This is a genomic window from Dendronalium sp. ChiSLP03b (assembly GCF_034531165.2).
Lineage (GTDB): Bacteria > Cyanobacteriota > Cyanobacteriia > Cyanobacteriales > Nostocaceae > Dendronalium > Dendronalium minutum.
Window position 1 is genome coordinate 1 of record NZ_JAVRBR020000154.1, and the last position, 14,998, is coordinate 14,998.

The 14,998-nt window shown below is 41.9% G+C and carries 16 protein-coding genes and 1 pseudogene; 10 read left to right on the forward strand and 7 right to left on the reverse strand.

Annotated features, from left to right (window positions below; genetic code table 11):
• The 4 genes and pseudogenes from RMY31_RS35980 to RMY31_RS35995 form a co-directional block, all read left to right on the forward strand.
• On the forward strand, nt 1–1,422 hold a 1,422-nt coding region (locus RMY31_RS35980), incomplete at its 5' end, for a hypothetical protein (protein WP_409879660.1).
• 56 nt (nt 1,423–1,478) lie between these two features.
• Nucleotides 1,479–1,997 carry a hypothetical protein gene (locus RMY31_RS35985; RefSeq protein ID WP_322667127.1) on the forward strand — a complete coding sequence of 173 codons (519 nt, stop codon included), beginning with the start codon at nt 1,479–1,481 and terminating at the stop codon, nt 1,995–1,997.
• Nucleotides 1,998–2,384: 387 nt separating this feature from the next.
• Nucleotides 2,385–2,513 carry a Uma2 family endonuclease gene (locus RMY31_RS35990; RefSeq protein ID WP_409879672.1) on the forward strand — a complete coding sequence of 43 codons (129 nt, stop codon included), beginning with the start codon at nt 2,385–2,387 and terminating at the stop codon, nt 2,511–2,513.
• 80 nt (nt 2,514–2,593) lie between these two features.
• Nucleotides 2,594–2,740, forward strand: a pseudogene (locus tag RMY31_RS35995) (Uma2 family endonuclease); the annotation flags it as partial.
• Here RMY31_RS35995 and RMY31_RS36000 read toward each other — a convergent pair.
• Both RMY31_RS36000 and RMY31_RS36005 read right to left on the reverse strand, forming a co-directional pair.
• Entirely contained in the window at nt 2,737–4,464 is a 1,728-nt protein-coding gene (locus RMY31_RS36000) for a succinate dehydrogenase/fumarate reductase flavoprotein subunit (RefSeq protein ID WP_322667125.1), read from the reverse strand. The pseudogene RMY31_RS35995 and the gene RMY31_RS36000 overlap by 4 nt on opposite strands.
• 332 nt (nt 4,465–4,796) lie before the next feature.
• A complete protein-coding gene (locus tag RMY31_RS36005; protein ID WP_322667123.1) occupies nt 4,797–5,114 on the reverse strand; it encodes a hypothetical protein in 318 nt (105 codons plus the stop codon).
• An 826-nt stretch (nt 5,115–5,940) separates the two neighbouring features.
• Between RMY31_RS36005 and fldA the strand changes: the two genes are divergently transcribed.
• Together fldA and RMY31_RS36015 are read left to right on the forward strand one after the other, a co-directional pair.
• Nucleotides 5,941–6,453, forward strand: coding sequence for a flavodoxin FldA (gene fldA, locus RMY31_RS36010; protein WP_322667121.1), 513 nt, complete (start codon nt 5,941–5,943; stop codon nt 6,451–6,453).
• 63 nt (nt 6,454–6,516) lie between these two features.
• Nucleotides 6,517–7,266, forward strand: a complete 750-nt coding sequence (locus RMY31_RS36015; protein WP_322667119.1) for an alpha/beta hydrolase — start codon at nt 6,517–6,519, stop codon at nt 7,264–7,266.
• Between the two features lie 206 nt (nt 7,267–7,472).
• On the opposite strand, the gene RMY31_RS36020 is transcribed toward RMY31_RS36015, so the two are convergent.
• From RMY31_RS36020 to RMY31_RS36030, 3 genes are all read right to left on the reverse strand, one after another.
• Nucleotides 7,473–8,312, reverse strand: coding sequence for a tetratricopeptide repeat protein (locus RMY31_RS36020; RefSeq protein ID WP_322667117.1), 840 nt, complete (start codon nt 8,310–8,312; stop codon nt 7,473–7,475).
• Between the two features lie 371 nt (nt 8,313–8,683).
• On the reverse strand, nt 8,684–9,604 hold the full coding sequence (locus tag RMY31_RS36025; RefSeq protein ID WP_322667115.1) for a ribonuclease D: 921 nt from the start codon (nt 9,602–9,604) through the stop codon (nt 8,684–8,686).
• A 28-nt stretch (nt 9,605–9,632) separates the two neighbouring features.
• Nucleotides 9,633–9,794, reverse strand: coding sequence for an FMN-binding negative transcriptional regulator (locus RMY31_RS36030; protein WP_409879664.1), 162 nt, complete (start codon nt 9,792–9,794; stop codon nt 9,633–9,635).
• A gap of 158 nt (nt 9,795–9,952) precedes the next feature.
• Between RMY31_RS36030 and RMY31_RS36035 the strand changes: the two genes are divergently transcribed.
• The gene (locus RMY31_RS36035) at nt 9,953–11,665 is read left to right on the forward strand and encodes an HAD-IIB family hydrolase (protein WP_322667113.1); all 1,713 of its coding nucleotides are present in this window, start codon (nt 9,953–9,955) and stop codon (nt 11,663–11,665) included.
• Nucleotides 11,666–12,180: 515 nt separating this feature from the next.
• Nucleotides 12,181–12,639 carry a DUF3592 domain-containing protein gene (locus RMY31_RS36040; protein WP_322667111.1) on the forward strand — a complete coding sequence of 153 codons (459 nt, stop codon included), beginning with the start codon at nt 12,181–12,183 and terminating at the stop codon, nt 12,637–12,639.
• Between the two features lie 26 nt (nt 12,640–12,665).
• On the opposite strand, the gene RMY31_RS36045 is transcribed toward RMY31_RS36040, so the two are convergent.
• Nucleotides 12,666–12,794 carry a hypothetical protein gene (locus RMY31_RS36045; protein WP_409879668.1) on the reverse strand — a complete coding sequence of 43 codons (129 nt, stop codon included), beginning with the start codon at nt 12,792–12,794 and terminating at the stop codon, nt 12,666–12,668.
• A 103-nt stretch (nt 12,795–12,897) separates the two neighbouring features.
• Between RMY31_RS36045 and RMY31_RS36050 the strand changes: the two genes are divergently transcribed.
• Nucleotides 12,898–13,407: a hypothetical protein gene (locus RMY31_RS36050; protein ID WP_322667108.1), complete on the forward strand. Its 510-nt coding sequence runs from the start codon at nt 12,898–12,900 to the stop codon at nt 13,405–13,407.
• Between the two features lie 160 nt (nt 13,408–13,567).
• Here RMY31_RS36050 and RMY31_RS36055 read toward each other — a convergent pair whose 3' ends face one another.
• Entirely contained in the window at nt 13,568–13,852 is a 285-nt protein-coding gene (locus RMY31_RS36055) for a hypothetical protein (RefSeq protein WP_322667105.1), read from the reverse strand.
• Nucleotides 13,853–13,962: 110 nt separating this feature from the next.
• On the opposite strand from RMY31_RS36055, the gene RMY31_RS36060 reads away from it, so the two are divergent.
• Nucleotides 13,963–14,313 carry a hypothetical protein gene (locus tag RMY31_RS36060; protein ID WP_322667103.1) on the forward strand — a complete coding sequence of 117 codons (351 nt, stop codon included), beginning with the start codon at nt 13,963–13,965 and terminating at the stop codon, nt 14,311–14,313.
• The last annotated feature ends 685 nt before the right edge of the window (nt 14,314–14,998 follow it).

The window sequence follows — 14,998 nt, forward strand, 5'->3', positions numbered from 1 at the left end:
TCAACTGTAGAAAAAGTACCAGAGATTAATAGCGTATCAACTTTATCTACAAATGCAGCGATCGCCTCTACAACTCCGTCAGTGAATCATCCAGAATCAACAGTTATTCAATCTCAAATTGAAAGCAGAGATTCTGTTTCAACTGTAGAAAAAGTACCAGAGATTAATAAAGTACCAATTTCATCTCAAAATACAGCGATCGCTCCTATAACTCCGTCAGCAAATGCTCATCCAGAATCAACAATTATCCAGCCTCAATTTGACAGCACAGATTCTTTCTTAAATATAGAAACATCACTAGAAATTAATAACATAACAGCTTCATTTCAAAACGTAGCGATCGCCTCTACAAATACACCGACAACAGCTGACACAGAATTAACAGTTATCCAACCTCAAATTGAAAGCAAAAATTCTGTTTCAGACATAGAAGGATTACCAAAGATTAATAACGTATTAACTTCATCTCAGAATGTAGCGATCGCTTCTACAACTACGTCAGCGAATCATCCAGAATCAACAGTTATACAACCTAAATTAAAGAGCGAAAATTCTGTCTCAACCGCAGAAAAAGTACCAGAGATTAATAACGTACCAACTTCATCTCAGGATGTAGCGTTAACTCCTACAGCTACGTCAGCAACTTACCCAGAATCAATAATTATCCAGCCTCAAATTGAAAGTATAGATTCTTCCTCAATTGTAGAAACATTACCAGAGATTAATAGCGTAAAAAATTCATCTCAAAATATAGCATTTATCTCTAAAAGTATGCCAGTTATATTAGAAGCTGAAACTCCTTTTATTCAATCGAAAAAAGAAATACAACATCCTAATCATAGTTCAGAAATTCCCCAATTACCTACAGTATTGAAAAAAATATCAATTTTCAGCCCCCTGTCTCAAACGTCTAACTTTCTCACATCTACTTTTGCAGATGAAACAGCCTCACCGGATACATCTACCCCTGTCTCCTTTCCTTCTTTGTCTAACCATATTCAAAAATCTCCCATGAAAGACATACCAAACTCATGGTCTAGTATTGCTGAATTACTGGGTGAGAGTACAGCAGTTGAGAATAGCCCGACAATAGTTATACAACCCCTTCCAAACGAGAAGCGTGAATTTACATATATCGCATCCCCTCAGTCATATCACAGTCAATCCCAACCAAAAACTCATTACCCAAAATCTAGTAGTTCTAATAAAGTTATTCAGGCATACACTGAGCCTTCTAGTTCTATATCAGTACAGACCATAGAGGAGACTGATAATGAAGTAACTATTACTAATGAATTACCAGAAGATGAATACGAAAATTTAGAATTGTTAGCAAGAGAAATTTACAAAATGCTCCAACAGCGGTTGGAGATAGAGCAAGAGCGGCGAGGTAAAAATTATTCAGGTCGCCTACCTTGGTAAAAGTTCAAGCTATTTTTTGAATTACAAAAAGCATATTTTAATCTATAGAAAACGCCATGACAACTAGTCTAGTTAAAGCCAAACTTATTGCCTTAGAAGGAGCGGCACCAGACATCGAATTTATGTTCAACCCGATTCAGTTAGACTTCTCACGGCAATTTACTGTGAATAAGGAAGGGGCTGCCCGCACTGATAAAGGATTGCCAAAAGTCAGCTTCGCTTATCCAGAACCTTGCAGTCTGACAATTGGCAACATCATACTTGATACATATGAAGCTGGGAGTAGCGTTCTCACACATCTGAAAAAATTTGAAAAAGCTGTTAGCTTTGCCGAAGCTGGCTCAGGTGCAAAGAAACGTCCACCAGTTTATATATTTACCTGGGGCGCTCAGCAGTATTTACGTTGTTTTGTAAAAACCCTTAATTATAGTCTGACTATGTTTCTGCCCGATGGAACGCCTGTACGAGCGAAAGTCAACCTGACTCTAGAAGAAGTAGATGAATCTTTTTCTCAACCCGGTATGGGTACTCCTGCCAATGTAAACAGAACAAGCGGTGGCCGAGACTCTAAATAGATTTATCTCGAGTTGCAATCAGGAGATAAGGAGGACAAGGGAGATGAATAAGTCTTTGAACCTAATACTTCAATTTCTAATCCCTCTTTTGTTACTACGGGGAAAGTATAATCAGAAGGAAAACCAGAAACAGCAAGTACCAGGGATGGTTACGCCGCGCAGACAAGCAGTAAGCACAGTGGCCTTCTTTCAATGGCGAGTGTCAAACGACGCGCACTCAATGACCATTTGCTCGACACCTTTATTTCAACGTTAAGACTCTCCCCGACTGTAATTAAATCCCATCCTAACTACCAAAACTTACGTTCTTACGGTGTTATTGCTGCATAATTTTGTCCGGAGTATTGCTTAGAACATTATCCCTACCCTGAAGATATCTTCTGGATTATCGAATTATCTAAAGCTACCCTAAGCAAAAACTTAGGTGAGAAAAAAGATATCTACGTTGAAGCAGGTATTGCTGAATATTGGGTTGTCAATCTGAAGAATCCTCATACCAATTCACTAAAATTATGAAACAGATGTAAACCCTGAAAGCCTTGCTGCATCTAAGTTTTTTAATTGCAAATTGCGAATTGCGAATTGTGAATTGGTATCAATTGCAAGTATTTCGAGATTTAAAAAATGGACAATACACAACCGAAGTGACACTAACTACAGGTACTATTGCTCCTCTAGCCTTTGTCGACATATCCGTTCAAGTTCAGCACCTTATAGGTTTGCCAAAAATATATAATGACTAATACTTTCGCTCCTTTGGCTCAAACATGGTAATCGCTACTGGACGATACTGAATATCAATACCTGCTGGTGAATAGTAAGCCATTGTGTGTTTAAGGAAGTTGACATCATCTCGCTGCGAATAATCCTCCCGGAAGTGAGCGCCGCGACTTTCTTGGCGATTCAGGGCTGATGCTAAAATAGTTTGCCCTACTACCATCAAACTCCGCAATTCCAAAGCTTCTACGATTTCTGTATTCCAGCAACTGCCTTTATCATCTAAGTAAATTTGTGGATATTGCTGTTGTAATTCTTTGAGTTGTTGCAAACCCTGACGCATTAATTCTTCAGTGCGGAAAACGCCGCAGTAATTAGTCATGCAATCTTGGAAGGCTTGACGAATTTGGTGAATGCGGTATTGTCCTGGCTGTTCTAGCAAGGCTTGGATTTGTTGTTGGGCTTCTGTGATATAATGCTGCTCTTCTACAGCAGGTAACTTACGTTTTTGCACATATTGAGCGATCGCCGCCCCAGTCCGCTTACCATAAACTACACACTCTAATAAAGAATTACTACCCAAGCGATTGGCACCATGAACGGAAACACAAGACGTTTCGCCAGCGGCAAAGAAGCCATCAACTAAACCATCACCACTACTACGAACTCGACCATCAGTATTCACTGGGATACCACCCATACAATAGTGAATTGTGGGGCGTACTGGCATGGGTTGAGTCACTGCATCAACACCTACTAAGCGGTGTGCTTCTTCCCAACAAAAGGGAACGCGACTCATAATTTTTTCTTTGCCCATGTGCCGCAGATCGAGATAGACAAAAGGCCCGCCTGCACTACCATCGGGATGAATACCGCGCCCAGCCCGAATTTCATAAGCGATCGCTCTTGAGGTAATATCGCGAGGAGCCAGTTCCATGCGGCTGGGTGCATAGTTTTTCATAAAGCGATCGCCTTCGGAATTAATCAGATACGCCCCTTCTCCGCGCACTGCTTCCGAAATCAGCACTCCTACTGGATACAAGCCAGTGGGATGAAATTGCACAAATTCCATATCTTCCAAAGGCAAACCGGCGATCGCAGTCATTGCTAAACCATCACCTGTAGAAGCATAATCATTGGAGGTAGTGTTATAAACGCGACCATAGCCTCCAGTGGCAAACATCACCGCCTTTGCCCGCAATACTTCTATCTGCCCATCCAAGAGACGGTACATCACCACACCCTTGGCCTCATTTTCTGACAAAATTAGACGCATTACGTACCACTCTTCATAAACTTGTACGCCATAACGCCGTAAATTGTTAACCAACTCGTGCAAAATCGCGTGACCAGTTTTATCAGCGGCGTAGCAAGTGCGGTTGTGGGAATGTCCGCCAAAAGCACGTTGGGCAATGCGACCATCGCTCAAGCGGGAGAACAAAACGCCCATGTGTTCTAGGTCAATTACCACATCTGGCGCTTCTTTGGCAAGAATCTCTACGGCATCTTGATCTGCCAAGTAGTCAGAACCCTTGACAGTATCAAAAGCATGTGCCTCCCAACTGTCTTCTGAATCGACATTTTTCAGTGACGCTGCCATACCACCTTGGGCAGCAACCGAGTGAGAACGAATTGGATGGGTTTTGGCAACCACAGCAATATTTAACCTAGGGTCAGTTCGGGCAATTTCCACAGCGGCGCGGCATCCCGCCAACCCACCTCCGACAATAATCACATCATGTTCAAGCATAGTTAGACCCCGATTGCAAATGACTGCTGTTCTATTGTAGAGATGTGATTCATCAGGTTGCTTGTCAGAGTGCGATCGCGTCTCTACAAAAAAATTCCCTGCCTAGAGACAGGGAAGATGGGGAGATGAAGGAGACAAGGGAGATGAGGGGGACAAGGAGAGAAGTCGCAAGGAAGATTGCTCTCCGGGCGAACTTCGGGGAGACAAGGGGAAAAATAATAACTCCTGCCTTCTGCCCTGCGGGTTCAGCAGTTCGCAATCGACGCAAAGCGCCAAGACTGCGACTGCTTCACCTTCTGCCTCCTGCCTTCTGCCTCCTGCCTTCTAACTCCTTAACCAGCTGCTTGTATAGGTTGTTGTTGGGAAACGTTACCCGGTATGGGTTCGGTCTTGACTCCAGGTTCTACAGAAACAAGCTCAATATGATTCAATAATGTAGTGACAAATGCAAATAGCAAGAAAGGCAGCGATAGCAGAACGACGAGTCCCACCGTTGCTAAGGCATAAACTGGTCGTCTAGCACCCATCAACGCCAAGGCTGATGCCAAACTTATAGTAATTGTGATTAACCAAACAATTATTTGACCGTAAATATCACCGAATGTCAGGGTACAGACAAACCGATAGTTTTGAATATTATTCTTGTTCATCACATTTGCCTCAAGTCTCTCCTATAGGTTCTACCTTAGAGCCATGTTTGGCTTGTAGACAATTTCTAAATATTTTTGAAAGGTTTGTAATATCGCTTTACAATTAATCTTTTTTTGTTATCTAGTTAGACCGGAATGCCTTGATGAATAGCACTTTGGGAATAGGCAAATATCTCAAAGTTTGACATAAGTCTTGTTGTCCCTTTGATAATTTTGCGATCGCATTACCCAATTTCTAATCTATAGACTTCCTGATTGCGTGTAACTCTAGCTTGAGTATTTATAGCTATTTGAGTTGAGAGGAATTTCAGCAACAGACCCATAGGGACTTCCAAATAAAAAAATAATCAATCGCTTGGGTGAGCAGGGGGGCAGGGGGAGCAGGGGGAGAAGAAATTGGATACTGGTATTGGATGCAGAAATTGAGTAATTTAATCATTGGATGTTCCATAACTTATTCAGTATAAACTATTTATTGATATTAAGTAGCAATTTCTCAACTGTATTTTCTCAAATATTTTAATTCACTAAAAATAAAAAAATGCCTAAAAGCTAGTTATCAAAAGCTTTTTGGTCGTAAAAAACTATAACTTTATAAAACTTTACATAAAATAAGTGATAAAAAGTTGCAATAACTCTGATAGGATAATTCCACAGCTTATTGAGAGAGATATTCAATAGCTAGTTTATATGTCTCAGCTATTTTCAAACTGTTTCAGGAGGTAACGCCTTGACAAGCGTGGCTATTCAAACTCCAAAGTCGATTCCCTAGTGGTCGGGGATATGTAAGTTTTTTCGTTACAAAACTATATATTAGGTATAAACAATGGCAAAAAAAATTGGTTTGTTTTACGGTACTCAAACTGGCAAAACTGAATCTGTAGCGGAAATTATTCGCGATGAGTTTGGTGGTGATGTAGTCACATTAAACGATATCTCTCAGGCGGAAGCTGCTGATTTTGATGAGTATGAATATTTAATTATCGGCTGCCCCACTTGGAATATCGGTGAACTGCAAAGCGATTGGGAAGGCTTTTTTCCCGAACTTGACGAAATAGATTTTAGTGGTAAAGTGGTTGCCTATTTTGGTACTGGCGATCAATTGGGCTATGGTGAGAATTTTCAGGATGCAATTGGAATTATAGAAGAAAAGATTTCCCAAAGGGGCGGTAAAACTGTGGGCTATTGGTCAACAGAAGGATATGATTTTGAGGCCTCTAAAGCCTTGAAGAACGGCAAGTTTGTCGGACTAGCAATTGATGAAGATAACCAATCTGACCTCACGAATGAGCGAGTCAAAGCGTGGGTTACTCAGTTGAAAACAGAATTTGGTTTGTAGAAATTAAAGGCACGGTAATACCGTGCCTCTATTGAGTTAGCTGATAACTTACGATGGGTATTTATGTCTGAATTATTCGATGTTATTTGGTTAAATGCTAGTCCTATTTTGACGCGTTTTGATAAGCCATTACTTCAATACTTATCTAAGTGTATGAAGGTCGCTCAGTGGGAATACCACCAAACCAAAGATGAAGCCAGTTCGATAGATCTAGCTGTGGAACTGCTGTATGAATTTTTAGAAGAGTATCCTCACTCGCTGCATCTAGCAGGTCACGGTATGGGGGGTGCGATCGCTTTAACTTTTGCTCGTCGCTACCCTAAAAAAGTGCGATCGCTAACTCTGCTGGCTGTAGCTGCTCAACCAGCCAACAATTGGCACGCTCATTATTACGTTCAACGACAACTTTTTAGCATCAGCCGCGAGCAAGTTTTAGCACACAGCGTTCGCAGTCTATTTGGCAAACAACCACCTCATACCACGAAGAAATTAATGGCTGTCTTAGATAAAGATTTAGAACAATCTCCCTCGCCGCACTCTCTGTTCAGGTTAGTTAATTTACCCAAAAGTGGGGTTTCCATGCCAATGATGGTATGCGGTAGTAAGAGCGATCCAGTAGTCAATTCTCTGGCATTACAAGACTGGCAGAACTGGTTTAAGCCAGAAGATCGCCTCTGGGAATGCCCAAAAGGACATCATTTCTTTCACTATTATTATCCTCAACAGGTTGGCGAACAAATTATCAGTTTTTGGCAACACCACCATGCACAGGCACTGACAACATCTGCACTGACTTCCAGCGCTTCTACGTAAATTAGTAAAAAATACATAAATACGGAGGCGCAAAAAGAAGTTGCGTGCGATGATTCTCCCCATTGAGTAAACTTATGATAAATACGATCTACCGTTACCAGATGAAGATAATAGTCACACAGCAATATCTAGTTATTCTCTGGGCCTCTGTATGAGGCAAATTTATACATTCACTCAGCAACGCCAAAAATTTTCTACTTCACGCTTCACTTGAGTTCTTTAATGTTATTCATCACTTCTTGATACAAGTCGTTGTTATTTTGACTTTGGAAAATGGCTGCTGCTTTTTGCAAGTCTTCAATCGCTCCTTGTTTGTCTCCTTGAGCAGCACGAGCATTGCCTCGGTTATTGTAGGCAGGTCCAAAGTTGCGATTGAGGCGAATGGCTTCAGTGTAATCCGCGATCGCCCCTTGTTTATCTCCTTGAGCAGCGCGGGCATTTCCTCGGTTATTGTAGGCAATGACCGATCTGGAGTCGAGAAGAATGGCTTGGTTGTAATCTTCTATCGCCCCATTTCTGTCTCCTAGGGTTGAACGAGCATTTGCTCGGTTATTGTAGGCTTCGGCGTAGTTGGGCGAAAGGCGAACGGCTTCGTTGTAATCTGCGATCGCTCCTCTATTATCTCCCAAGGCAGCGCGGGCATTTCCTCGACTGTTGTAAGCTTCGGCATCGTTGGGAGAGAGGCGAATAGCTTCGTTGTAATCTGCGATCGCTTTTTGTTTGTCTCCCATGTCAAAGTGAGCTAGTCCCCGACCTTTGTAGGCAGCACTATAATCAGGATTCAGGTTAATCGCTTTAGTATAAGAAGCGATCGCAGCTTGCGAGTTGCCTTTGACGTGCTGACTCTGTCCTTGAAGATATAATTTCCCAGCTTGGGATGTTCTAACTGCACGACGGCTGGGAGGAGTCACTCCTATTTCTGTTACCAATACATCTTTATCATTACTGCAAGAAACGCTAGTAATTGCGCTCAATGCGGTAACTAAAACTATAGTCAATGTTCTTTTAACCCTCACCCGCTTTTGCCCAAATAACCCCAGTTTCATAATTTGCTCTAAACCGCCATTACACCTGGATAAAATTAGATCTATCTTTAGTTAATTCTTGGCTTAAAGATTGATTCTAACTTTTCGTAGATGTACCAAGCTCATTAACATGACTACCCGATCTCTCCTAGGTTTAATTAACACTTATTTGCTAGATTAACCGGGAAATTTAAATAATAAATTATTAAGTATCAAACTTTGCACTATAGATCGATATGAAAGGTATTTCCTGAGCAGCCTGCCTTGTTCGTTCGTGTTCTTGGTTATACTTTCTATCTCTATCAAATTATTTATTTACTTGGAATTTATATTAAACTTTTTACTCAAAAATTAAACGATTATTTACTTGTTCTTTCAGCTACTTGGAATATCTAGTCACTCTCATCTTCATTTTCCTGAGTTTTGGGAGTCAGTCGCCAAGCGGTGCTTGTGTCGATATCTACAGAAAGTTGCTCTAGATTTTGCCCTAAATCTTTTTGAAGTTTCTGAGTCAGCGTCACAGGGAAATCTAAATTAATGCTTTGGGTTTGTACTATTCTAACTAATTCTGTAAACTGGACTTTTACAGTTTTACGCTCGTAACCAGTCAGCTTACAAAATGAAGTTTCTGATACATTTTGAGCTTGCATAGCTTTTTTAACTCGCTCTTGCAAATGCTCAAATTCTGAATTTAACAGCTTCCACTGTTCCTCAATTTGAGTATATCTTGCACCAAGTGTGATTAAATCTTCGTTTTCTGGGTCTAGGCTACTTTCTGCTTGTAATTCTAACAAACGACTGTGTATTTGAGCAAGATAAATGCAGTCTAAGTAAGCATATTCTATTTGTTCATCGGTTAAAGGCCGCTGTCCCCAATCGCTGCTTTGTTCTTGTTTGTCAATATAGTTAAAGTTACACAAGGTTGTAGCTAGAGTTTGGAGTTGATAGTTAGGTAGAGGTAAGAGATAGTAGGGAATTTTTTTAGCTATTTCTAAAGTACAAGTAATATTTTTGGCTTTTTTATTACCCAGTAATTTTACATCGTAATTAGCGTTGTGAAATACTTTTTCAATAGCCGGATTGAACATAATTTGCTCAACAAAGTGAACTATCAAATCTGGCTGCTCAAGAACATCCAAAATGTAAACGCGATCGCCACTCATATCTTCGGGGTCATCCAACACCTGAATCAGCGACAATCTGGGATTACGACTTTTATATTCAGCTACTTCTGTATCTATCCACAGGGTTTTAGCTGTGGTATATTCAGCGACAATGGCGCGAATTTCGCTGGCGGAAGTTAAGTATGGCATTAGCTAATAAGTAGGTCGGCGTGAAGATTTATCGTTCAAGCAAGGCAGAAGGCAGAAGGCAGAAGGGAAGAGGGTTTGAGTTAACTTTATTTAATACCAGTGTGGCAAAACTATTGGCACGCATAAACGCTACCAGTTTATCAATGTCTTCTTCTCGAAAGGCATTTGGGATGTACATGATACTTAACATTACTCCGGGCCTCTAAAGTTACCATACTCTCAAACTTCGTTGTAAGTCGCTTATCGTTCTTGCGAGGGTCAATTTTTATCTCTCAAGTTGGATAAACAAAGCCACTAACCCAAGTAATTCTATAAAATAAGCAAAAAAAGCAAATTTTCTCCTGTCCCATGCGTTACTTTGCATTAGCCACTGACTACGATGGCACAATAGCCGCAGATAGTCGTGTAACAAAGGATACTTTGACGGCATTGAAACAACTGCGGGCTTCTGGTCGCAAACTAATCTTGGTTACAGGTAGGGAGCTAGATGATTTGCTGCAAGTTTTTGAGCAAATCGATTTGTTTGATTATGTGGTAGCAGAAAACGGTGCTTTACTATACTGTCCAGCTTCTCGTCAGGAGAAGTTATTAGGCGAACCAGCACCAACAGAGTTTATTAAAGCATTGCGCGATCGCCAAGTTAATCCCCTCTCAGTTGGTCGCGTAATTGTCGCCACTTGGCATCCCCAAGAAACCGCAGTCTTGGAAACCATCCGTGATTTAGGGCTAGAATTGCAAGTCATCTTCAATAAAGGTGCAGTCATGGTACTGCCTTCAGGTATCAATAAAGCCGCAGGATTAGCAGCAGCGTTGGATGAGATGAAGTTGTCGCCGCACAATGTTGTGGGGGTTGGGGATGCAGAAAATGACCACGCCTTCCTCAGTGTGTGTGAGTGTTCTGTGGCGGTTGCCAATGCCTTACCGATGCTGAAGGAGCGTGTAGATTTTGTGACTGATAGCAGTCGGGGTGATGGTGTTATCGAACTGATTGATAAACTCATCGCTTCAGATTTATCAGAATTAGATGAACAGTTGCAACGACACAATATTTTGTTGGGTACTAAAAAAGATAATTCTGAGGTAAATATTCAGCCAAGTGGCTCAAGTATCCTACTAGCTGGCACTTCTGGGGGAGGAAAGTCTACCTTAGCAACAGCCGTGCTAGAGCGCATTGCTGAGCAAAAATATCAATTTTGCATTATCGACCCAGAAGGCGATTACGAAAACTTTGAGGGTGCGGTAGTTTTGGGTGATGCTGAACGCTCTCCCAGGCTGACAGAAGTCTTGGATTTACTGGAGAAACCCTATGAAAATGTTGTGGTTAACTTGTTGGGTATTGCTGTAGAGGATCGTCCTGCATTTTTTGCCGAACTATTACCAGCTTTGCTAGAGTTGCGATCGCGCACTGGTCGTCCTCACTGGATAGTTGTAGACGAAGCACACCATCTTATGCCTGCATCCTGGAATCCTGCATCGCTCACATTGCCCCAACAACTTGAGGGTATAATGCTAATTACAGTCCATCCCGATCGAGTTGCAGCCGCAGGCTTATCATTGATAAATACTATTGTGACTGTCGGTAATTCGCCACAAGAGAACATCAAAGCATTCTGCGAAGCTTTAGGCGATTGTCCGCCACAACTTGCCCCCCAAACCTTGGAAACAGGAGAAGCACTCGTTTGGTTCCGAGGAAAACAAACCGAACCATTCTGCTTTCGCATTGCTCCTGGGCATCGCGAACGCCGTCGTCATGCCCGTAAATATGCTGAAGGCGAACTAGAAGAAGATAAAAGCTTTTACTTCCAAGGTTCTCAAGGAAAGTTGAATCTCCGTGCCCAAAACCTGATTTTATTCATCCAGATAGCAGAGGGCGTTGATGACGAAACTTGGTTGTACCATCTGCAACGCGGAGATTATTCACGCTGGTTCCGCCAGGCAATTAAGGATGAATCTTTAGCTGAGGAAGCTGAAGAAATTGAGCAAAATAATCGTACCTCGGCTCATGAAAGTCGTGATGCCATTAAAGGTGCGATCGCCCAACATTACACCCTCCCAGCTTGAAAAAGCTACGGTGTACACACAAACGATCTGGCGTTGCATAACAGTGGAATGAATTGGGGTAAGCAGGGGAGGCAGGGGAAGCTGACAGGTGTAGGTTTTTTACGTTTTGTTCCTAAAACCCTGGTTTTAGGGTGTAAGGGTGTGGGGGTGTAGGGGTAGAAGAAATGATGATTAGAGCGTTAGTTTTATAGTCATTACTCATTGCTTGATTAAAAACCTACACTTGTGAGGGCAGGGGATGCAGGGGGAGAATTTTAGAAGTTGCTAAATCATCTCGCAACTATGCAACGCCAACGATCTAATCACCCCAAATCCTCTTCTGTAGTGGTGTGGTGTAAAAACATAAAAAAGTCGATTATTGCTGCGATCGCCTTGTCACGAACTCATCATCAGTACCCTGTATATAATGATTATATGGAAGATATCAGTATAATGAATAATTATGTTAGCTGAGGCATTCGTGAGGCAATACGAGATGCTGTAATGAAATTTGTTATTGTGCCATCGTCAAACTCATGAATTTCAAACCTCACCAAAGTACCTTTGACCAGAAACTTAGCGCAATCATTGGGCTAGCGATTGGACTGCTGTTCATTGGAGGTGGTTTTTGGGTGCGTAACATAGTCGCGCACGAGCGCACAACGCTAAACGAAACACGGGGTACGGTGGTGGATAGCATCAGTCGTCGCGAGCGCAACAGTACGAACAATAAGCAAACAGAAACCTATGCGCCAGTTATCGAGTTTCTAGCTAACGGTGAACCCACTCGATTTACAGGCAATTATGAGTCCTACCGCTCTAGTAACGGTCACATGGTGGTGATACGTTACGACCCTAAGCAACCGATAACCACCGCGCGGGTGGTGAATCCGCTTGAAGGCTTGGTATGTTGGGCAATGTTTGGCATAGGTGGGTTAGCTGTGGTTTCTAGCCTGGGCGCGCTGTTGCCTGTACGCTGGTCTTCAGGTGGGTGACCATAGCTATGTCGCAGATTTGGTAATCACAATCTCTCGATTTGTTTACCTTGGTCAGCGGACGGCAGTTTCAGATAGTCCAGCCCGATCGCAGAATACAGATAAAATTGACCGTAGCCCAAGTATTGGTGGCTGCACAGGTCTAATAGAGACATAAGTCTGCCTGAATGGCTAGATATCAGACTTTTTCAATGGAATATTGATTGCTGAATGTGAAGATATAGTATGCTACGTCATGGTGTTTAAAAATCCACAGTCATGAGGAAAAATCCCATACCATTACTGATGTGTGGAGTGGTTGTCAGTTGCGGGCTACCGTCATTATTAGTTCAAGCACAACAGTTGGTTTCTAATGCTCAAGTAGCAGCAATGGTAGAGGCGCTGCGACAGGCTGCACCGCAAACAGGCATCGAAAACGATGGACTTTACAGTCAATGGCAAATCAAACCAGAAACCCTCAAAGCTTGGTCAAAATATTGTCTCAAACGGGAATTAACACCTACGCAGTTTGAAAATAGCCCCGTAACCGCACGCTTTGTTGTATCCTGTATCACACGTCGTGAGTTAAACAACCAATTTCGCACTACTAGCAACAATGAAACTAAAGCTGTGCATGGCGTAGCTTGTTGGTGGATGACTGGCAACTATACAGGCTGCGATCGAGGCTTCAGTGCTGCCTACGTCCAAAAAGTTCTTGGCTTTTACCAACAGCAGCGATCGATTCCAGCAGCTAGTCCACCTGCATCACCAACAGGATCGCCACCATAACTTGAGATCGCGCCTTACAAAAATCCCCATGACCGATCTTGGCATAACGAGTGGCAAGTCTTGGTATCTGCCCAAAATGGCGGATGAACACCACTGGCCTCAACACATTACAACTGAAAGTTCAAGCAGGCAATACGGATGATGAATTGGATCGTCCTATCTAGAGTTTTTCACACTTGAGTTTGGCGATCGCAGTCAGTACACTAGGGCGATTTTTAGCAACAACCAGCCATTTTGGCAAACGACTAAATAGGCTTTGATTATGCCAGCCGTATTTAGGAATGCGCTGTGATTGGCGCAGTTTTGCCTGTATGTATTTTTCTAGTAGTAACAGATAGCATTCGTTGTATGCCCACAACAAATGATTGCGACAGGTTATCCGTAACTGTTCGGCAAAGGCCACTGCTGAGTGAATTAGAGCTTTGGGCTTAGTTTTCAGTACCATAAAGGCTTCATGAGGTTGCTGTAAATATTAGGTGATAGCCTGAATGCACGAGTCTAGACTACCTATTTAGGTAACATAGGTAATTATCAAGAAGTTTTATTCAATAAATCATGGCTTCGACTCCTCTCACACTTAACCTAGTTGAAGGTTCTGTCTCTTTTAGTTTTTCACCCCAGGCAGCACGAGAATTAAAGGCAGCGATCGCTCAATTGATGGAACGGCTGAAAGCTGTCAGTGCTAAAGCAACTCCAGGCACTAAAGCCACTCCCCAGCCTCCCTTAGAATATCGTTACACTGGTGAAGTCTTTGTAGAAATTTTCTGTAATCCAAATATTTGGCCTACACCCTTTGCTGCCAAAGTTCTACTAACTGTGCGCGATGTCAGCATTCGCTTGACTACAGAAGCGGAACTTACTCGGCTGATTGAAGATGTTAACCAGTATTTAGAACAAGTGGGCTAATTTATTGACTGGCGATCGCCAACTCATCAAATCTGCATAAATACACTCTTAGCTCGTAGCGAACGCTTAAACCCTTATTTAAGTGTTTAAGCCTTTACTACAAACTGACTATATAAAAACCCCTTTTTAAGCTACGGTCTACACAAGTCGAAAAACCCGCTTCACATTAACTTTAATTTGGTAGGGTACGTTATGGATGGAACGTCTTAACGCACCGAAAATCTCGAAAAGAAAATTTCAAGCGAATCTGGGATTACTCGGTAACAAAAGCACCTGAAATTACCTCATTGTAAATTTAAAGATAATTGAATTAGGCTGCAAGTAAGAAAACAAATTAATAAAAATTTGATTACAGCGATCGCGCTTACTTTGACCGGGCAATAAAGCTACGCAGCACTGGCTATTGAAACCTTTTACTCACGGATTTGATATCATTTGATTTTCTAAATTGAGCGATGCACTTTATCCTTATAATAATCGCTGAATATGTTTATATTGAAAGGATATTTATTAGTACTCGTACTAAATCTTCTAAACCTTCAGGACTTGAGTTTGGACTAATTGGCATTTAGCAGCAATGAATAGAAGGCAAGAGAAAGTTACTCAACTTCTTTTAGAGGCTGAGTTAAGTTGAATAGTTGAAAAAGAAGTAGAAACTAAGCAGCAGTTAGGTCAGCGTTCTTAA